Origin of the sequence: Streptomyces sp. NPDC007084 (assembly GCF_040703595.1) — a bacterium.
Classification (GTDB): Bacteria; Actinomycetota; Actinomycetes; order Streptomycetales; family Streptomycetaceae; genus Streptomyces.
The window spans coordinates 43,089-63,099 of the sequence record NZ_JBEYFY010000038.1; the positions used below are offsets into that span (position 1 = coordinate 43,089).

Below are 20,011 nucleotides of genomic sequence, written 5' to 3' on the forward strand. Positions count from 1 at the left end.
AACCGGTCGGCCGCTGTCCCCGGCGCGCCGTACACTGGGCGGAGCGAGAAGCGTGGATGGGGACGAGTAGCGGCGTACGCGGCCAGGAGCGACCCGGGGACGGTGGAAGCCCGGGGGTCAGCGCGACGTGAAGATCACCCCGGAGCCGCCGGCAGAACACCCCCCGAGGGGTCAGTAGACCCGGCATCGCGACCCCAATGAGGGGGCTCACCGGTGCGAACGGCGCACGGGCGGGCCAAGGAGGGTGGTACCGCGGGAGCGCGCCGCACACGGCGTCCGTAGCAACACGGCTCTCGTCCCTCCGACGGAAGGCAGAAAGTCCGTTGGAGGAAGCTCGCCGATGACAGCGCCGACGTACCGCCAGGTGCCCGCCCAGGTCGACCTGCCCGCCCTTGAGCACGCCGTGCTCGACTTCTGGCGTGAGCAGAAGATCTTCGCCAAGAGCCTCGACCAGTCCGAGGGCCGGCCCGAGTGGGTGTTCTACGAAGGTCCGCCCACCGCCAACGGCATGCCGGGCGCCCACCACATCGAGGCGCGCGTCTTCAAGGACGTCTTCCCGCGCTTCCGCACCATGCGCGGCTACCACGTGGCGCGCAAGGCCGGCTGGGACTGCCACGGCCTGCCGGTGGAGCTGGCGGTGGAGAAGGAGCTGGGCTTCACCGGCAAGCAGGACATCGAGGCGTACGGCATCGCCGAGTTCAACGCCAAGTGCCGCGAGTCGGTGACCCGGCACACCGACGCCTTCACCGACCTGACGAACCGCATGGGCTACTGGGTCGACCTGGACGACGCCTACCGGACCATGGACCCCGAGTACATCGAGTCCGTGTGGTGGTCGCTCAAGCAGATCTTCGACAAGGGCCTGCTGGTCCAGGACTACCGAGTGGCCCCCTGGTGCCCGCGTGACGAGACGGGCCTGTCGGACCACGAGCTGGCGCAGGGCTACGAGACGATCGTCGACCCCTCCGTGTACGTCCGTTTCCCGCTCACCTCCGGTCCGCTGGCCGGCCGTGCCGCGCTCCTGGTGTGGACGACCACGCCGTGGACGCTGGTCTCCAACACCGCCGTCGCCGCCCACCCGGACGTCACCTATGTCGTGGTGACGAACGGCGAGGAGCGGCTCGTCGTCGCGCGGCCGCTCGTCGAGAAGGCGCTCGGCGAGGGCTGGGAGCCCACGGGCGAGTCCTTCACGGGCGCCGAGATGGAGCGCTGGACGTATCAACGTCCGTTCGAGCTGATCGAGTTCCCCGAGACCGCCCACTTCGTGGTCAACGCCGAGTACGTGACGACCGAGGACGGTACGGGCCTGGTCCACCAGTCCCCCGCCTTCGGTGAGGACGACCTCAAGGTGTGCCGCGCGTACGGCCTGCCCGTGGTCAACCCGATCCGCCCGAACGGCACCTTCGAGGAGAGCGTCCCCCTCGTGGGCGGTGTCTTCTTCAAGAAGGCGGACGAAAAGCTCACCGAGGACCTCCAGAGCCGCGGCCTGCTCTTCAAGCACGTGCCGTACGAGCACAGTTACCCGCACTGCTGGCGCTGCCACACGGCACTGCTGTACTACGCGCAGCCGTCCTGGTACATCCGCACGACGGCCGTCAAGGACCGTCTCCTGGAGGAGAACGAGCAGACCAACTGGTTCCCGGAGTCCGTCAAGCACGGCCGCTTCGGCGACTGGCTCAACAACAACATCGACTGGGCGCTGTCCCGCAGCCGCTACTGGGGCACCCCGCTCCCGCTGTGGCGCTGCGAGGAGGGACACCTGACCTGCGTCGGCTCGCGCGCCGAGCTGTCCGAGCTGACCGGCACCGACCAGTCGGAGCTGGACCCGCACCGTCCGTTCATCGACGCCGTCACCTTCGCGTGCCCGCAGGACGGCTGCGGCCTGACGGCGACCCGCGTGCCGGAGGTCATCGACGCCTGGTACGACTCGGGTTCGATGCCGTTCGCGCAGTGGGGCTACCCGTACAAGAACAAGGAGCTGTTCGAGAGCCGCTACCCGGCGCAGTTCATCAGCGAGGCCATCGACCAGACCCGCGGCTGGTTCTACACGCTGATGGCCATCGGCACCCTGGTGTTCGACAAGTCCTCGTACGAGAACGTCGTGTGCCTCGGCCACATCCTCGCCGAGGACGGCCGCAAGATGTCCAAGCACCTGGGCAACATCCTGCAGCCGATCCCGCTGATGGACCAGCACGGAGCCGACGCCGTGCGCTGGTTCATGGCGGCCGGCGGCTCCCCGTGGGCGGCCCGGCGGGTGGGCCACGGCACGATCCAGGAGGTCGTCCGCAAGACGCTCCTCACCTACTGGAACACCGTCGCCTTCCAGGCCCTGTACGCCCGCACCGCCGACTGGGCGCCGAGCGCGGCCGACCCGGCCCCGGCCGACCGCCCGGTCCTGGACCGCTGGCTGCTGTCCGAACTGCACGCGCTCACCGACCAGGTGACGCAGGCCCTGGAGGCGTACGACACCCAGCGCGCCGGAAAGCTCCTGTCGGCGTTCGTCGACGACCTCTCCAACTGGTACGTACGCCGGTCCCGTCGCCGCTTCTGGCAGGGCGACAAGGCCGCGCTGCGCACCCTGCACGAGGTCGTGGAGACGGTCACGCGACTGATGGCCCCGCTGACCCCGTTCATCACCGAGCGGGTCTGGCAGGACCTGGTCGTCCCGGTCATGCCGGACGCGCCCGAGTCGGTCCACCTGTCGTCGTGGCCGGAGGCGGACCTGTCCGCGATCGACCCGGAGCTGTCCCGGCAGATGCTGCTGGTGCGCCGGCTCGTGGAACTGGGCCGGGCCACCCGCGCGGAGTCCGGTGTCAAGACGCGCCAGCCGCTGTCGCGCGCGCTGGTCGCGGCGACCGGCTTCGAGTCGCTCGACCGCGAGCTGCACGCGCAGATCACCGAGGAACTGAACGTGAGTTCCCTCGCATCGCTCTCCGAGGTCGGCGGCTCACTCGTCGACACGACCGCCAAGGCGAACTTCCGCGCGCTGGGCAAGCGGTTCGGCAAGGGCGTCCAGGCGGTCGCGAAGGCCATCGCCGAGACCGACGCCGCCGCGCTCTCCCTCGCCCTGCGCGAGGGCACCGCGTCGGTCGAGGTGGACGGCGAGACCGTGACGCTGGCGCCGGACGAGGTCATCATCACGGAGACCCCGCGCGAGGGCTGGTCCGTCGCGTCCGACTCCGGTGCGACGGTCGCCCTCGACCTGGAGATCACCGAGGAGCTGCGTCAGGCGGGCCTCGCCCGTGACGCGATCCGGCTGATCCAGGAGGCCCGCAAGAACAGCGGCCTGGACGTCGCCGACCGCATCGCGCTCCGCTGGACCTCCACCGACCCGGCGGTCATCGCGGCCCTCGCCGAGCACGCGCCGCTCATCTCCGACGAGGTGCTCGCCACCGACTTCGCGCAGGGCGAGGCCGACGGCGGCTACGGCGAGCCGTTCACCGACGAGGGCCTGTCCCTCACGTTCCGCCTCCGCAAGGCGTAACACCCTCTCGGCGGGACCCCGCCGAGGCTTACGGACCGAAGGCCCGGGTCCGCCAGGAGTTCCTGGCGGACCCGGGCCTTCGGCGTCGCGTCCCCCGCACAAGCGCCCGCCCCGGCAACCCCGTTCGGGACGCGCGTGCGACCGGCGCCGGGCCCGGAGGGCGCAAAAGGGCGGAGCCCCCGGATGAACCGGGGGCTCCGCCCTGAACGCTGCCGACGCCTAAGGCGTACTCAAGGCCGTCAGTTGTCGTCCTCGTCGATGAGGAACCCGCGCATCGGCGAGGGCGCCTGCTGCATCGGCGACGGGCCCTGGGGCCGCACCGGAGCCATCGGCTGGGTCATCGCCGGGGACATCTGCTGCTGTCCGCCGTAGGACGGCGCGGCCGGAGCCGGGCCACCCATGCCCTGGTTGCCGCCGCCGTAGGACGGGGCACCGGCGCCCGCGGGAGCCATGGAGGGCGCGGAGGACGACGGCAGGGAGGCCGTGGCCGGAGTGCGCGGCGGGGCGAGCGAGTCGTCCGCCTGCGTCTCGAGCTGCCGGAGCTGCGACTCCAGGTAGGACTTCAGCCGCGTGCGGTACTCGCGCTCGAAGCCGCGCAGGTCCTCGACCTTGCGCTCCAGCGTGGCGCGGGCGGACTCCAGGGAGCCCATCGCGACGCGGTGCTTCTCCTGCGCGTCCCGCTCCAGGGCGTCGGCCTTGGCACGGGCGTCGCGCTCCAGACCCTCGGCGCGGCTGCGGGCCTCGCCGACGATCTTGTTGGCCTCGGAACGGGCCTCGGCGATCGCCTGGTCGGCGGTCTGCTGGGCCAGCGACAGAACACGGGCGGCGCTGTCGCCACCGGGGCCCTGCTGCGGCATCTGCGGACCGTGACCGCCCATGGGGCCACCCATGGGACCGCCCATCGGGCCGCCCATCTGCTGCATCTGCTGCATCTGGCCGGGTCCCTGACCCATCGGGCCGCCCTGGCCCATCGGACCACCCTGGCCCATGGGGCCCTGGCCCATCGGACCCTGACCCATGGGGCCCTGGCCCATCGGACCGCCCTGACCCTGCTGGCCGCCCTGGCCGCTGGGACCGGCGGGAAGCTGCGGGGCACCGCTCGGCAGCTGGGGCGGGCCACCCATGGGGCCGCCCATCTGCTGCTGCGGCGGGCCCGATATCCCGGCGGGCACGGGGGCGCCGGGGCCGCCGCGCATACCCTGCGGCGGACCCTGCTGCTGCTGGTCCTGCTGCTCGGGCGGCTTGCGCATCCCCTGCTGCTGCTGGTTCTGCGCGGCCGCGCGCGTGGCAGCGGCCAGCTTGGCGCGCAGGTCCTCGTTCTCGCGGAGCAGGCGCGTCAGTTCGGCTTCGACCTCATCGAGGAAGGCATCGACCTCGTCCTCGTCATAGCCTTCTCGGAGGCGGACGGTCGTGAACTGCTTGTTCCGCACGTCCTCGGGGGTCAACGGCATCTCTTCACCTCAACGTAGTCGTCGGCATTCGGCAAGACCGTATCGTTCACAGCCGGCTCACGACGGAGATCAGGATGTAGACGATGATCATCAGTACGAAGAAGGACAGGTCAAGCGCCACGCCCCCGAGACGCAGCGGCGGAATGAACCGCCGCAGAAGCTTGAGCGGTGGATCGGTGACAGTGTAGGTGGCCTCCAGAACGACCACCATCGCCTTGCCGGGTTGCCATGAGCGGGCGAACTGGAAGACGTAGTCCATGACCAACCGGAAAATCAGCACGATGAGGAAGCACATCAGCGCGATGTAGAGAACCTGCCCGACCACGCTCATGATCCCGTGCTTCCCTCTCCCCTGTTTTCCCTGCGGTGTTCCGGTCCTGCGTCTCAGCTCTGGTTGAAGAACCCGCCCTCTGCGATGCGGGCCTTGTCCTCCGCCGTGACATCGACGTTAGCAGGCGACAACAGGAACACCTTCTGCGTCACCCGCTCGATGCTGCCGTGGAGACCAAACACCAAACCGGCCGCAAAGTCGACAAGTCGCTTCGCGTCTGTGTCATCCATCTCAGTCAGATTCATGATCACCGGGGTGCCTTCACGGAAGTGTTCCCCGATGGTACGGGCCTCGTTGTAGGTCCGGGGGTGCAGCGTGGTGATCCGGTACGGCTCTCGTTCGGACACGACCTTGGACATGATCACCGGGGCGTTCTTCTCCAGGGGCTGGCGTTCTTGTGTGATGGATGCCACGGGGGCGATACGTGCCGGACGGCCGGACTCCGCGGCGAGCGAAGCGGAATGCGGCACCGGGTCACGCGGCGCCGGGGGCTGCACCACTCGTACCGATTCGTCCCGTTGGGACTGGTGCGCCTGATGTGGCTGGTGGTGCGACTCGTGCCGTCGCCGGTCCCGCTCGGGCTCCGGGTCCAGCTCGGGCTCGAAGTCGTCGTCGGGGTCGAATCCCCTGCCGTCGTACCCATCGTCCTCCACGAGGCCGAGGTAGACCGCCATCTTGCGCATCGCGCCGGCCATGCTCTGAGTCCTCCGCTCTGTGGTGGATCGGCTGACGAACTGCCAAGTGCCCGCGATCCACGAGGTCGTTATGCCCGCCTGCGGCGGAAATGACCATATTTTCTGCTGTGGTCCGACTTCTTGGCGACGTTACCCGAGCCTGGGTCGGACTCCGAGTACCGCAGTACCGACGCGTACATGTGTCGCTCCGGCCGCCACGGCCTGTTCGAGGTCCGAGCTCATCCCTGCGGAGACCATGTTCGCAGCCGGATGCGCCCGGCGCAGGACAGTCGACAAATCCATCAGCCGCTCGAACGCCGCCTGTTGCCGTCCCGCGTACTCACCGGTGAGCGGGGCGACGGTCATCAGTCCGTCGAGCCGGAGTCCGGGAGCCGCGGCGACGAGATCACCCAACTCCTCGATCCCGCCGGTCCCCACCCCGCCGCGCTCCCCCCGCCCGCTCTCCTCGGCGTCGAGCGCGACCTGGATCAGACACCCGATCTCGCGCTCCGCCCGCACCGCCTCCTTCGAGAGGGCCGTGACGAGCCGCGCCCGGTCGACCGACTGCACGAGATCCGCGTAACCGACCACGGAACGCACCTTGTTGGTCTGCAACTGGCCGACAAAATGCCATTTCAGGGGCAGATCCGAGCATTCGGCGGCCTTGGGTGCCGCGTCCTGGTCCCGGTTCTCCGCGACGTGCCGCACCCCGAGTTCCGAGAGAATCCGCACATCGCTCGCCGGATACGTCTTGGTGACCACGATCAGGGTCACTTCTTCGCGCTTGCGCCCGGCCTTCGCGCAGGCCGTCGTGATGCGGTCTTCCACTTTCGCCAGATTCCCGGCGAGTTGAGCCTTACGGTCCGTCATGCCCCATCAGTCCAGCCAGACATAGCCCGCGAGCCGCCCGGTGGTGCGGTCCCGTCGGTACGAGAAGTGGTCCCCCGACTCGATCGTGCAGACCGGCGACTGCTCCCGGTCGCGCACGCCGAGCCGTTCCAACTGCGCGTGCACCCCGGCGGTCACGTCGACCGCGGGAGTCCCCCAGCTCGTCTCCGCGTACGCGGCCGGCTCGACGGCGGCGACCTCGGCGCGCATCGCGTCCGGCACCTCGTAGCACCGGCCGCAGACGGCGGGTCCGGTGCGGGCGACGATCCGGTCCGGATCGGCGCCGCGCTCCACCATGGCCGCGACCGCGGCGGGCACCACGCCGGCGACCATGCCCGGCCGTCCCGCGTGCGCGGCGGCGGCCACCCCGGCGACCGGATCGGCCAGCAGGACGGGCGTGCAGTCGGCGGTGAGCACGGCGAGCGCCAGTCCGCGCCGCGTCGTGACGAGGGCGTCGACCGAGGGGATCTCCGCGGAGTCCCGCGGTCCCTCGACCACCGCCACGTCCGCGCCGTGCACCTGGTTCATCCAGACGACCTGGGCCGCGTCGAGCCCGAGCGCCCCCGCGGCCAGCCCCCGGTTGGCGCGTACCGCCGCCGGGTCGTCGCCGACCGCCCCGCCGAGGTTCAGCTCCTCGTACGGAACGGCGCTCACCCCGCCCCACCGGTCGGTGAAGGCGAAATGGGCGCCGCTCGCGGTGCTCGTTGTGGAGCGCTGTCCTATCACTTCAGGAAGTCCGGCACGTCCAGTTCCTCGGCCGCGCTGTCCGAGTAGGAACGGGACGGCGGGACCGGCGGGGAGACGGGCAGCTCACTGACCGGCTCCGGGGCGGCCGGCTCCGGCGCGGCCTCCTTCGGGGTGACGCTGCCGAGCGACCCGAAGGACGGGCGGCTCTCGGCGGGGCGCGCCGGGGCGGGCTCCTCGCGTCGGGCGGAGGTCGAACCGAGGACGTTGTCCCGCTTGGCCGGCGGCTGGCCGCCGTCGAAGCCGGCGGCGATGACGGTGACCCGCACCTCGTCGCCGAGGGCGTCGTCGATGACCGCGCCGAAGATGATGTTGGCCTCGGGGTGCGCGGCCTCGCTGACGAGCTGGGCGGCCTCGTTGATCTCGAACAGGCCGAGGTCGGAACCGCCGGAGATGGAGAGCAGGACGCCCCGGGCGCCGTCGATGGACGCCTCCAGCAGGGGCGAGGAGATCGCCATCTCGGCGGCGGCCACCGCGCGGTCGTCGCCGCGGGCGGAGCCGATGCCCATCAGGGCCGAACCCGCCTCGGACATCACGGACTTGACGTCGGCGAAGTCGAGGTTGATCAGACCGGGCGTGGTGATGAGGTCGGTGATGCCCTGCACACCGGAGAGCAGGACCTGGTCCGCCGACTTGAAGGCGTCGAGGACCGAGACCTGGCGGTCCGAGATGGACAGCAGCCGGTCGTTGGGGATGACGATGAGGGTGTCGACCTCTTCGCGGAGTTCGGCGATGCCGTCCTCCGCCTGGTTGGCGCGGCGCCGGCCTTCGAAGGTGAAGGGGCGGGTGACCACGCCGATGGTGAGGGCGCCGAGCGAGCGGGCGATGTTCGCCACGACCGGAGCGCCGCCGGTGCCCGTGCCACCGCCTTCACCGGCGGTCACGAAGACCATGTCGGCCCCCTTGAGGACCTCCTCGATCTCCTCGCGGTGGTCCTCGGCGGCCTTGCGGCCGACGGCCGGATTGGCTCCGGCCCCGAGACCGCGGGTGAGTTCCCGGCCGACGTCGAGCTTGACGTCGGCGTCGCTCATCAACAGCGCCTGTGCGTCGGTGTTGATGGCGATGAACTCGACGCCCTTGAGACCGACCTCGATCATCCGGTTGATGGCATTGACACCACCGCCGCCGACACCGATGACTTTGATGACTGCGAGGTAGTTCTGCGGTGCTGCCACGTCGAAGGCCTCTCGCCTCGAGTTACGTGTCGTCGCCTCGCGGTGTTCGCGATCCGACGACTGATGCCGAATGGGACGGTCCGAACGCCGACCCGAACCCTAACGCTGAAGTTTAGGGTTACCAGTGTGTCTGTTCCTTGGACTCTTCCGAACAGGACACTAAGTCGACAAGTGGCGCACGTTCAACGAACACGCCGAACCTCCCGTTTTTCTTTTCACCCTATGTGATCAGCCATGTCACTGCCCAACCAGGGTGCTGGCCTGCACAGATGTGCGTCAACTCCCTGACGAGGCAGGGGCGGTGGGAGCACTCACGTCGAAGTGCCGGGCCTTCGGAGCCGCTTTCATGAGAGCGGTGAGTGTTCTGGCCTTGGCGCGGCCCTTCTCGTCGCTGCCCCACTCCACGGTCCGGCCGTCCTTCAGCCGCAGCGAGACGGAGTCGTAGGAACGAACCGTGACCGCGCGGGTGTCGCGGGCGACGGCGGGCGGAATGTCGGCGGCGATCCGGACCGCCTCGCGCACCAGCCGGCCGGTCGGGAAGCGGCGCAGCGACTCGGGGCGGGCCACGGCCAATTCCAGTGCCGGTACGCCCTTGGGCGCGTCGGAAACGGTGGCGAACCGCACGCCCTCGTCGTCCACTTCGACGAACTTCGCGCCTTTTCCGATCAGCAGGACCGGAGTTCGCTCGGTCACCCGCAGGCTGATTCCGTGCGGCCAGGAACGGACGACGTCCACCGAGTCGATGCGCGGGAGTTCGCGTCGCAGCCGGGCCTCGATGGCGTCCGTGTCGACGGAGACCAGCGGGGCCCCGACCGGGACGTCGGCGGCCTCGCGTACCTGTCCTGGCGTCAGGACCCGGGTGCCGGAGGCCGATACGCGCTCCACCCGCAACCAGGGCGAACCGTACAGAATCCACAGGGTCGCGCCGCCGGCCGCCGACACGGCGAGGAGGAGGACGAGGAGCCTGCGCAGGCGGCGGAGCCGCCCGAGGAAGGGCGGCCGGGGCGGGCCGGACTCCAGCTTCTGCCGTTCACCGCGCTCGGCGGTCGTCGGTCCGGCCACGCTCCCTGCCTTCCCTCATGCGGTCCTAGGGCCCGTCGTCCGGATCACGCGGCGGGTCGCGGGGCAGGGCACCGCGTCCCGGCGCCGCCTGATCCAGGCAACAGACCCTAGCGGTGGCGCGAGGCGATCGCCTCGTACACCATGCCGACGAGCAGGTCGTCGGCGTCCCGGCGGCCGAACTCGCTGGCGGCGCGGGACATCTCGTACAGCCGGTGCGGGTCGGCGAGTACGGGCAGCACGTTCTGCTGGACCCACTGCGGGGTCAGTTCCGCGTCGTCGACCAGCAGTCCGCCGCCGGCCTTGACCACCGGCTGGGCGTTGAGCCGCTGTTCGCCGTTGCCGATGGGCAGCGGGACGTAGGCGGCCGGGAGCCCGACGGCGGAGAGTTCGGCGACGGTCATCGCGCCCGCGCGGCAGAGCATCATGTCCGCCGCGGCGTACGCGAGGTCCATCCGGTCCACGTACGGTACCGGGATGTACGGGGGCATCCCCGGCATCTGGTGCACCTGCGGCAGTTCGTTCTTCGGGCCGACCGCGTGCAGGATCTGGATTCCGGCCTGCTGGAGGTACGGAGCGGCCTGCTGCACCACCTCGTTGAGGCGGCGGGCGCCCTGCGAGCCGCCCGACACCAGGAGCGTCGGCAGGTTCGGGTCGAGCCCGAACGCGGCGCGCGCCTCGGGCCGTACCGCGGCGCGGTCCAGGGTGGCGATCGAGCGGCGCAGCGGGATGCCGATGTACCTCGCGCCGCGCAGCTTGCTGTCGGGCGTGGAGACGGCGACCTGGGCCGCGTAGCGCGAGCCGATCTTGTTGGCCAGCCCGGGGCGGGCGTTGGCCTCGTGGATGACGATCGGCACGCCGAGGCGCTTGGCCGCCAGATAGCCGGGCAGGGCCACGTAGCCGCCGAAGCCGACGACCGCGTCCGCCTTGGTGCGCTCCATGATCTGCTCGGCGGCCTTGATGGTGCCGCGCAGCCGCCCGGGGACGGTGATCAGTTCGGGGGTGGGCTTGCGTGGCAGGGGTACGGCGGGGATCAGCGCGAGTTCGTAGCCGCGCTCGGGTACGAGTCGGGTCTCAAGTCCGCGTTCCGTGCCCAGGGCCGTGATTCCCACGGTCGGGTCCTGCCTGCGCAGGGCGTCCGCGAGGGCGAGCGCGGGCTCGATGTGGCCGGCGGTCCCCCCGCCGGCGAGTACGACATGCACCGAAATTCACCGCTCTCCGGACGAACGCGCCGCCGAGGCACGCCGTCGCATCGTGTTCCATCTCCGAGGCCCCGCGGCCCTCGCGGAGCCTCTCACCGCAGCCCGCTTTCTGCCAAAGCGGGTCTGCCGCATCGCGAGTGCCGCCCGCGCAGCGGGGTCCTCACGCGCGAAGGCGATCAGGAGCCCGATGGCGAACATGGTCGGCAGCAGGGCGGAACCCCCGTAGGAGAACAGCGGGAGCGGGACTCCGGCGATCGGCAGCAGACCGAGCACCGCACCGAGGTTGATCACGGCCTGCGCCGTGATCCAGGTGGTCACGCCTCCCGCGGCATACCTCACGAAGGGGTCCTCCGTGCGTCCGGCCACGCGGATACCCGCATAGCCTAGAGCCGCGAAGAGGGCGAGGACCGACAGCGTCCCCGCGAGGCCCAGTTCCTCCCCGGTGATGGCGAAGATGAAGTCGGTGTGCGCTTCGGGCAGTTGGCCCCATTTCTCCACACTGGCGCCGAGGCCGGAGCCGAAGAGCCCGCCGGAGGCGAGGGCGTAGATGCCGTGCACGGCCTGCCAGCAGGTGTCGTTCGGGCCGGGTTCGGTGGCGCCGATGCAGGCCAGCCGGGACATGCGGTTGGGGCTCGTCTTGATCAGGATGAAGCCGATGGCGAGCGCGACGGACAGCACCCCGACGAACAGCCGGGTGGGCGCCCCCGCGAGCCACAGCAGGCCGAACAGGATGGCCGTGAGGATGATCGCGGTGCCCATGTCGCCGCCGAGCATGATCAGGCCGAGCAGCAGGAAGGCGACGGGCACGAGCGGCACCAGCATGTGCTTCCACTGGGTCAGCAGCCGCTTGTCCTGTTTGCGGGCGAGCAGGTCGGCGCCCCACAGCACGAGCGCGAGCTTGCCGAACTCGCTGGGCTGGATCTGGAAGGAGCCGCCGAGCGAGATCCAGTTCTGGTTGCCGTTGACCGCGACTCCTATCCCGGGCACCTGGACCAGGGCCATCAGGAAGACGGCGCTCGCCAGCATCGGGTAGGCCAGGGCGCGGTGCAGCTTCACCGGCATCCGCGAGGCGACCAGCATCAGCACCCCGCCGATCAGGGCGGCGAGGAACTGCTTGCGGAAGAAGTAGGAGCCGGGCAGCGAGAGCTGGAGCGCGGTGATCTGCGAGGCCGAGTAGACCATCACGAGGCCCAGCACGGTGATCAGCAGGCTGCCGCCGAGGATCAGGTAGTACGCGGTCAGCGGCCGGTCCCAGGCCCTGCGGGCGCGGGTGACCAGGCGGGCCGCGGGGTTGTCGTGGGGCGAGCGGGCGACGGCGGGGCGCCGCGGCGCCCGCTGCACGGGAGGTCGTCCGGTACGGCTAGTCGGCATCGGCGTCTCCGGGCCACAGCGAAGTCACGCGTCCGTCCCTCCCAGGTTCGCCCGGCGAGCCGGCCGGGTCAGGCGCCGAGTCCGCGAACCGCCTCCGCGAACGCGTCACCGCGCTTGTTGTAGTTGGCGAACATGTCCATGGACGCACAGGCCGGCGCCAGCAGCACCGTGTCCCCGGGGCGGGCGAGCCCCTTGGCCTCCTGGACAGCCGCGAGCATCGCCCCAGTGTCGGTCCGGTCGAGGTCGACCACCGGTACCTCCGGCGCGTGTCGCGCCAGGGCTTCGCGGATCAGCGCGCGGTCCGCGCCGATCAGGACCGCGCCGCGCAGCCGCTTCGCCGACTTGGCTACGAGTTCGTCGAAGGTGGCGCCCTTGGCGAGACCGCCGGCGATCCACACGATCGACTCGTAGGCCGCCAAGGAGGCTTCCGCGGCATGGGTGTTGGTCGCCTTGGAGTCGTCCACGTAGGCGACCTGGTCCACGTCGGCGACGTGCGCGATGCGGTGCGCGTCGGGGGTGAAGTCCCGCAGCCCGTCCCGTACGGCCCGGGCGGGCACCCCGTAGGCGCGTGCCAGGGCCGCCGCGGCAAGGGCGTTGGCGATGTTGTGCGGGGCGGGCGGCCGGACGTCGGAGACCTCGGCCAGTTCCTGGGCGTTCTTCTGCCGGTTCTCCACGAAGGCGCGGTCGACCAGGATGCCGTCCACGACGCCGAGTTGGGAGGGTCCGGGGGCGCCGAGGGTGAAGCCGATCGCCCGGCAGCCCTCCTCTACGTCCGCCTCCCGCACCAGGTCCTCGGTGGCCTTGTCGGCCACGTTGTAGACGCAGGCGACCCGATTGCCCTCGTAGACGCGGCCCTTGTCGGCGGCGTACGCCTCCATGGAGCCGTGCCAGTCGAGGTGGTCCGGCGCGAGGTTGAGCACCGCGGCGGAGTGCGCGCGCAGCGAGGGCGCCCAGTGCAGCTGGTAGCTGGAGAGTTCGACGGCGAGGACGTCGTAGGTCTGCTCGCCGAGGACCGCGTCGAGCAGGGAGACGCCGATGTTGCCGACCGCCGCGGTGCGCAGGCCCGCCGCCTTCAGGATGGAGGCGAGCATCTGGACCGTGGTGGTCTTGCCGTTGGTGCCGGTGACCGCGAGCCAGGGGGCGGGCTTCCGCCCGTCCAGGTCCCGCAGCCGCCAGGCGAGTTCGACGTCGCCCCAGACGGGGACGCCCGCCGCGGCCGCCGCCGCGAACAGCGGCTTGCCGGGCTGCCAGCCGGGCGCGGTCACGACGAGTTCGGTGCCCTCGGGCAGGGTGTCGCCGTCACCGAGGCGCACGGTGACGCCGAGCGCCTCCAGTTCCGCGGCCTGCGCCCGGGCCCGGTCGTCGGCGCCGTCGTTGACGACCGTGACGGCCGCGCCGAGGCCGCGCAGCACCCTGGCCGCCGGGATGCCGGAGACGCCGAGGCCGGCGACGGTGACGTTCTTGCCCTGCCAGTTGGTCACTTCTTGGCTGCCCATCCCGCGTAGAAGAGGCCGAGTCCGACGATCACGCACATGCCCTGGATGATCCAGAAGCGGACCACGACAAGGACTTCGGACCACCCCTTGAGTTCGAAGTGGTGTTGCAGCGGGGCCATGCGGAAGACGCGCTTCCCGGTCAGTTTGAAGGAGCCGACCTGGATGACCACCGACATGGTGATGAGGACGAAGAGGCCGCCGAGCAGGGCGACCAGGATCTCCGTGCGGGAGCAGATCGCGAGGCCGGCGAGCGCGCCGCCGAGGGCCAGCGAACCGGTGTCGCCCATGAAGATCTTGGCGGGCGAGGTGTTCCACCACAGGAAGCCGAAGCAGGCGCCCATGAGGGCGGAGGCGACGACCGCCAGGTCGAGCGGGTCGCGTACCTCGTAGCAGGCGGCCGGGTTGGTCAGGGTCGCCGCGTTGGCGCAGGACTCCTGGAACTGCCAGACGCCGATGAACGTGTAGGCGCCGAAGACCATCGTGGCGGCGCCGGTGGCGAGGCCGTCCAGACCGTCCGTCAGGTTCACGCCGTTCGACATGGCGAGGATCATGAACAGCGCCCAGACCACGAACAGCACCGGCCCGATGGACCAGCCGAAGTCCTGGACGAAGGAGAGCTTCGTGGAGGCCGGGGTGTTGCCGCGGTTGTCGGCGAACATCAGCGCCAGCACCGCGAAGCCGATGCCGACGATGAGCTGTCCGGCCATCTTCGCCTTGGCCCGCAGACCGAGCGAACGCCGCTTGACGATCTTGATGTAGTCGTCGAGGAAGCCCACCAGGCCCATGCCGGCCATCAGGCCGAGCACCAGCAGACCGGAGAAGGTGGGCGTGTAGCCCGTGATCACCTTCGACAGGAAGTACGCGATGATCGTCGCGAGGATGAAGGCGATACCACCCATGGTCGGCGTACCGCGCTTGCTGTGGTGCTCGCGCGGGCCGTCGTCGCGGATGTACTGGCCGTAGCCCTTGCGGGCCAGCAGCTTGATCAGCAGCGGAGTGCCGACCAGGGTCAGGAACAGGCCAATGACTCCCGCGAACAGGATCTGCTTCATCATCGGGCGGAAACCTCACCCTCGGCACCGTCGGAGAGCAGCGCGAGCGCCACCCGTTCCAGCCCGACGGACCTGGACGCCTTCACGAGTACGACGTCTCCCGGGCGCAGCTCGCTGCGCAACAGGTCGACAGCCGCCTGTGCGTCGGACACGTGCACCGACTCCTCACCCCACGAACCCTCGTTATATGCGCCCAGTTGCAGCCAGGACGCTTCCCTGCCCCCGACCGCGACGAGCTTGCCGACATTGAGCCGGACGGCAAGCCGTCCGACCGCGTCGTGCTCGGCGAGCGCCTCGTCCCCCAGCTCGGCCATCTGGCCGAGCACCGCCCAGGTCCGCCGCCCCTTGCCCATCGACGCGAGCGCGCGCAGGGCGGCTCGCATGGACTCGGGGTTCGCGTTGTAGGCGTCGTTGACGATGGTCACGCCGTCCGGACGCTCGGTGACCTCCATCCGCCACCGGGAGAGGGAGCCCGCCTCGGAGAGCGCACGGGCGATCTCGTCTGCGGACATGCCCAGCTCATGGGCGACGGCGGCCGCGGCGAGCGCGTTCGACACGTGGTGCTCACCGTACAGGCGCATGGTCACGTCACTGCACCCGGAGGGTGTGCGAAGGCTGAAGGCGGGCTGTCCGTTCTCCGTGAGGCGGACGTTCTCGGCGCGTACGTCCGCTTCGTCGGACTCTCCGAAGAGGAGCACGCGTGCCTTGGTGCGGGAGGCCATGGCGCGGACGAGGGGGTCGTCGGCGTTGAGGATCGCGGCGCCGTCCTCGGGGAGGCTCTCGACCATCTCGCCCTTTGCTTGCGCGATCTGTTCGCGCCCGCCGAACTCGCCGATGTGGGCGGAGCCGACGTTGAGGACGAGGCCGATCCTCGGCGGGGTGAGCCCGGTGAGGTAGCGGATGTGCCCGATGCCGCGGGCGCCCATCTCCAGGACGAGGAAACGGGTCTCGTCGGTGGCGCTGAGCGCGGTGAGGGGCAGCCCGATCTCGTTGTTGAGGGAGCCGGGGGTGAAGACGGTCGGCGCCTTGGTCCGCAGCACCTGGGCGATCAGGTCCTTGGTGCTGGTCTTGCCCGCGGAGCCGGTGAGGGCGACGAGGGTGGCGCCGAGCCGTTCCACGACATGGCGGGCGAGGGCGCCGAGCGCGGCCTGCACGTCGTCGACGACGATGGCGGGCACGCCGACCGGGCGGGAGCCGAGGACGGCGACCGCGCCTGCCTCGACCACCGCCTCCGCGTAGTCGTGGCCGTCCACGCGTTCGCCGACGAAGGCGACGAAGAGGCTGCCGGGCTCCACTTCACGGGAGTCCCGGACGACCGGTCCGGTGACCTGTACCGCCGGATCCGGTATGTCGTACGTCTGCCCGCCGACGACTGCTGCGATCTCGGCGAGAGAGAGGGCGATCACAAGTTCATCCCTGGGTCTGCTGGATAGCTTCGCGAAGCACCTGGCGGTCGTCGAAGGGACGTACCACCCCGGCGATGTCCTGGCCCTGTTCGTGGCCCTTGCCGGCGATGAGGACGGTGTCGCCCGGCTTTGCTCGCGCGACGGCCGCGGCGATGGCGGCGGCCCGGTCCTCGAAGACCTGGACCTCGCCGCGCTCGTGCGCCGGCACCTCGGCGGCGCCCGCGAGCATCGTGGCGAGGATCGCGAGGGGGTCCTCGGAGCGGGGGTTGTCCGAGGTCAGTACGGCGGTGTCGGCGAGCCGGGCCACGGCCGCGCCCATCGGCTTCCGCTTGGTGGTGTCCCGGTCGCCGCCGCAGCCGAGCACCACGTGCAGCTTGCCCTCGGTGACCTTGCGCAGGGCGCGCAGCACCGATTCGACGGCGTCCGTCTTGTGCGCGTAGTCGACCACGGCCAGGTACGGCTGGCCCTCGTCCACCCGCTCCAGGCGGCCCGGGACGCCGGGGACGGCGGCGATGCCGTCGGCGGCGGTCTGCGGGTCGATCCCGGCGACGGCGAGGGCGACGATCGCGGCGAGGGTGTTCGCCACGTTGAACGGGCCGGCGAGCGGCGAGCGGGCGGTGATCCGCTCGCCCTTGGGGCCGACGGCGGTGAACGTCGAGTCCATCGGGCCGACTTCGACGTCCTCGGCGCGCCAGTCGGCGTCCGGGTGGCCCTCGGCGGAGAAGGTGACGACCGGGACGCCCGCCTCCCGGGTGAGCCGGCGGCCGTACTCGTCGTCGAGGTTGACCACGCCGAGCCTGCTGCGCTCGGGGGTGAACAACTGGGCCTTGGCCTGGAAGTAGTCCTCCATGCCGGAGTGGAACTCCATGTGTTCCGGGCTCAGGTTGTTGAAGACGGCGATGTCGAAGACACAGCCGTCGACCCGGCCGAGAACCAGGGCGTGGCTGGAGACCTCCATGGCGACCGAGTCGACCCCGCGCTCGCGCATGACGGCGAACAGGGCCTGGAGGTCGGTGGCTTCGGGCGTGGTGCGCTCCGACTTGATGCGCTCGTCGCCGATGCGCATCTCGACCGTGCCGATGAGCCCGGTGGAGCGGAGGGTCTTCAGACCGCCCTCGACCAGGTAGGCGGTGGTGGTCTTGCCGGAGGTGCCGGTGATGCCGATCTGCAGGAGATCGCGCCCCGGGTGGCCGTAGATGGTGGCCGCCAGCTCGCCCATCGATCCGCGCGGGTCCTCGACCACGAGGACGGGCAGACCGGTGGCCGCGGCGCGCTCGGCGCCGGTCGGGTCGGTGAGGACGGCGACGGCACCGAGGCCGGCCGCCTGGGTCACGAAGTCGGCGCCGTGCAGCCGCGCGCCGGGCAGGGCGGCGTACACGTCACCGGGGCGCACCGCGCGGGAGTCGTGGGTGATGCCGGTGACCTCCGCGTCCTCGCCCGGCCGCTCGGCGCCGAGCTGATCGGCCAGTTCTCCGAGGCGGGTGGCGGAGACGTGGACCGGTCGCGGCGGTCCCGGATATGTCACAGGAACGCCCTTCTGGGGGGTTTGGGACTGATCAGCGTGTGGCACGGCGGTGAGCGTACCGGGCGCACCCCCGCCGGGGCGAAGCGAGGGCGGCGGCGGGGCCTGCGCCGGGGAGCGGTTCCCGGGGTCCGGGGTGATCGTTGTCACGAGTGGTTCCTGGTCCGTTGTGCGTGGGGGCTGATCAGGGCGTGCGGTCGGGGGCGGTCACGGGGTGTACGTGACGGGCAGTCGGGCGGGCTGGGCGCCGGTGGGCGGGACCTGGAGGGTCTTGAGCGCGAACTCCATGACCTGCTTGTAGACGGGTCCGCAGATCTGGCCGCCGTAGTAGCTGCCCTTGGTGGCGTTCTGGATGGCGCAGTACACGGTGACGCGGGGCTTGTCGGCGGGGGCGAACCCGGCGAACGACGAGGTGTAGCCGTGGTACTTGCCGGTGGCGGGGTCCACGCGGTTGGCGGTGCCGGTCTTGCCCGCGACCCGGTACCCGGGGATGCGGGCCTTGATGCCGGTGCCCTGCTCGTCGTCGACGACGGACTCCAGCATCTGCGCGAGGGTCTTCGCCGTCTTCTCGCTGACGACCCGGGTCTTCTTGGGTTCGGCGGCGGGGGTGAAGCGGCCGTCGGGTCCCTTGGTGCCGCGCACCAGCGTGGGTGCGATCCGGACGCCGCCGTTGGCGATCGTGGAGTAGACGGACGCCGCCTGCATGGCGTTGATGGAGACGCCCTGGCCGAAGGGGATCGTGTACTGCTGCGAGGTCGACCAGGTGTCCGGGCGGGCGAGGATGCCCGCCGTCTCGCCGGGGAAGCCGAGTCCGGTGTGGCTGCCGATGCCGAACTTGCGCAGGTAGGAGTAGAGGACCCGGTTGGCCTCCTGCTGCGTCTTGCCGAGCTGACCGGTCGCCAGAATGGTGCCGATGTTGCTCGACTTGGCGAGGACGCCGTTGAGGGTCAGGTACCAGGTGGCGTGGTCGACGTCGTCCTGGAAGAGCCGGTCGCCGCGGTGCAGCCGGTTGGGTACCACGACATGGGTTCCGGGGGTGGCCGCGTTCTCCTGGAGCACGGCGGCCATCGACATCAGCTTGGCGGTGGAGCCGGGCTCGTAGGCGTCCTGGAGGGCCGCGTTGCCCATGGCGGCGGAGTTGGCCTGGGTGAGGTCGTTGGGGTCGAAGCCGGGCGAGTTGGCCATGGCGAGGACCTGGCCGGTCCGGGTGTCCTGCACGATCACGTAGCCGCGGTCCGCCCGGGACTTCTTCACCTGCTCGGTGATGGCGTCCTGCGCGGCCCACTGGATGTCCCGGTCGATGGTCAGCTCGACGTCGGAACCGGCCACGGCGGGCGTCTCGGTGGAGCCGACGGTGGGCACCTGACGGCCCCCGGACTGGGCGTAGCGGATCTTGCCGTCCTTGCCGGACAGCTCCTTGTTCAACTGCTGTTCGATGCCGCCGCCGCCCTTTCCGTCGGCGTTGACCCAGCCCAGTATCCCGGCGGCGAGGTCGCCGTTGGGGTACACGCGCTTGCTGGCGGGGACCGCGAGGACGCCCGCGAGGACGTTGACGGTGCCCTTGTCGGTCGACGCCTTGGTGGCGAGCGTGCTCTTCAGGTCCTTGATCTGCTGCCAGACCTGCGGGGTGCGGCGGTGCGCGAGGAGCGTGTAGCGGGTGTTCTTCGCGCGCAGCTTCTTGGCGACGGTGTCGGTGTCCTGGCCGATGATCGGGCCGAGGAGCGCGGCGGCCTGCTCGGGCGCGTCCGCCACCTTGGTGGCCTTCGGCGTGAACATCGTCGGGTCGGCGGTGATGTCGTACGCGTCCACGCTGGTGGCCAGTTCGACACCGTCGCGGTCGGTGATCCCGCCGCGCACGGCGGCCAGGGTGCGCCCGACATACCGGTTCTGCTCGGCCTTGGCGGCGTACGCGCTCGCGTCGACGGCCTGGACCTGGAGGAGCCGTACGACGAACGCGATCATCACCAGGGTCAGCGCGAGGCTGACCATGCGCAGCCGGGGCCGGGGGCTGCCGAGCCGGATGACGCGCGGGCCGGCCGGGGCGCCCCCGGGCGGGCGGCGGCGGGGGCGGGGGGCGGGGGCGGGGGGGCGCCCGGCGGCCCGGGGGGGCCGCGGGGGGGGGGGGGGGGGGCCGGGGGGGGGGGGGGGGCCGTGGG

At 70.8% G+C, this 20,011-nt stretch carries 15 protein-coding genes; 1 reads left to right on the forward strand and 14 read right to left on the reverse strand.

The features are described 5' to 3' along the window. The first annotated feature begins 340 nt into the window (after positions 1-340). Complete coding sequence (gene ileS, locus AB0912_RS25675) at positions 341-3,484, forward strand: isoleucine--tRNA ligase (protein ID WP_366703643.1); 3,144 nt, start codon at positions 341-343, stop codon at positions 3,482-3,484. A gap of 239 nt (positions 3,485-3,723) precedes the next feature. Here the strand turns inward: ileS and AB0912_RS25680 are convergent, their stop codons facing one another. The 14 genes from AB0912_RS25680 to AB0912_RS25745 all read right to left on the reverse strand — a co-directional run. Further along, positions 3,724-4,935, reverse strand: a complete 1,212-nt coding sequence (locus tag AB0912_RS25680) for a DivIVA domain-containing protein (RefSeq protein ID WP_366703645.1) — start codon at positions 4,933-4,935, stop codon at positions 3,724-3,726. 46 nt (positions 4,936-4,981) lie between these two features. Next, the gene (locus AB0912_RS25685; RefSeq protein WP_028803186.1) at positions 4,982-5,266 is read right to left on the reverse strand and encodes a YggT family protein; all 285 of its coding nucleotides are present in this window, start codon (positions 5,264-5,266) and stop codon (positions 4,982-4,984) included. 53 nt (positions 5,267-5,319) lie between these two features. After that, positions 5,320-5,961 (reverse strand): cell division protein SepF, encoded by a 642-nt coding sequence (sepF, locus tag AB0912_RS25690; protein WP_366703647.1) that lies wholly within the window; start codon positions 5,959-5,961, stop codon positions 5,320-5,322. A 129-nt stretch (positions 5,962-6,090) separates the two neighbouring features. Continuing rightward, a complete protein-coding gene (locus tag AB0912_RS25695; protein ID WP_366703649.1) occupies positions 6,091-6,810 on the reverse strand; it encodes a YggS family pyridoxal phosphate-dependent enzyme in 720 nt (239 codons plus the stop codon). 6 nt (positions 6,811-6,816) lie between these two features. Further along, the gene (pgeF, locus tag AB0912_RS25700; protein ID WP_366703652.1) at positions 6,817-7,554 is read right to left on the reverse strand and encodes a peptidoglycan editing factor PgeF; all 738 of its coding nucleotides are present in this window, start codon (positions 7,552-7,554) and stop codon (positions 6,817-6,819) included. Continuing rightward, positions 7,551-8,747 (reverse strand): cell division protein FtsZ, encoded by a 1,197-nt coding sequence (gene ftsZ, locus AB0912_RS25705; protein WP_366703654.1) that lies wholly within the window; start codon positions 8,745-8,747, stop codon positions 7,551-7,553. The genes pgeF and ftsZ overlap by 4 nt, the downstream gene beginning before the upstream one ends. Before the next feature lie 276 nt (positions 8,748-9,023). Continuing rightward, positions 9,024-9,809, reverse strand: a complete 786-nt coding sequence (locus tag AB0912_RS25710; RefSeq protein ID WP_366703656.1) for an FtsQ-type POTRA domain-containing protein — start codon at positions 9,807-9,809, stop codon at positions 9,024-9,026. A 107-nt stretch (positions 9,810-9,916) separates the two neighbouring features. After that, complete coding sequence (gene murG / locus AB0912_RS25715; protein ID WP_366703658.1) at positions 9,917-11,008, reverse strand: undecaprenyldiphospho-muramoylpentapeptide beta-N-acetylglucosaminyltransferase; 1,092 nt, start codon at positions 11,006-11,008, stop codon at positions 9,917-9,919. A 6-nt stretch (positions 11,009-11,014) separates the two neighbouring features. Further along, positions 11,015-12,379, reverse strand: a complete 1,365-nt coding sequence (ftsW, locus tag AB0912_RS25720) for a putative lipid II flippase FtsW (protein WP_366703660.1) — start codon at positions 12,377-12,379, stop codon at positions 11,015-11,017. 68 nt (positions 12,380-12,447) lie between these two features. Beyond that, the gene (gene murD / locus AB0912_RS25725; protein WP_366703662.1) at positions 12,448-13,875 is read right to left on the reverse strand and encodes a UDP-N-acetylmuramoyl-L-alanine--D-glutamate ligase; all 1,428 of its coding nucleotides are present in this window, start codon (positions 13,873-13,875) and stop codon (positions 12,448-12,450) included. Next, the gene (mraY, locus tag AB0912_RS25730) at positions 13,857-14,930 is read right to left on the reverse strand and encodes a phospho-N-acetylmuramoyl-pentapeptide-transferase (protein WP_366703664.1); all 1,074 of its coding nucleotides are present in this window, start codon (positions 14,928-14,930) and stop codon (positions 13,857-13,859) included. The genes murD and mraY overlap by 19 nt, the downstream gene beginning before the upstream one ends. Beyond that, complete coding sequence (gene murF, locus AB0912_RS25735; RefSeq protein ID WP_366703666.1) at positions 14,927-16,333, reverse strand: UDP-N-acetylmuramoyl-tripeptide--D-alanyl-D-alanine ligase; 1,407 nt, start codon at positions 16,331-16,333, stop codon at positions 14,927-14,929. The genes mraY and murF overlap by 4 nt, the downstream gene beginning before the upstream one ends. A gap of 4 nt (positions 16,334-16,337) precedes the next feature. Continuing rightward, positions 16,338-18,005, reverse strand: coding sequence for a UDP-N-acetylmuramoyl-L-alanyl-D-glutamate--2,6-diaminopimelate ligase (locus tag AB0912_RS25740; RefSeq protein ID WP_366703668.1), 1,668 nt, complete (start codon positions 18,003-18,005; stop codon positions 16,338-16,340). Positions 18,006-18,062: 57 nt separating this feature from the next. Then, positions 18,063-20,011 (reverse strand): penicillin-binding protein 2 (locus tag AB0912_RS25745; RefSeq protein ID WP_366703670.1); only part of this gene is annotated, 1,949 nt, incomplete at its 5' end.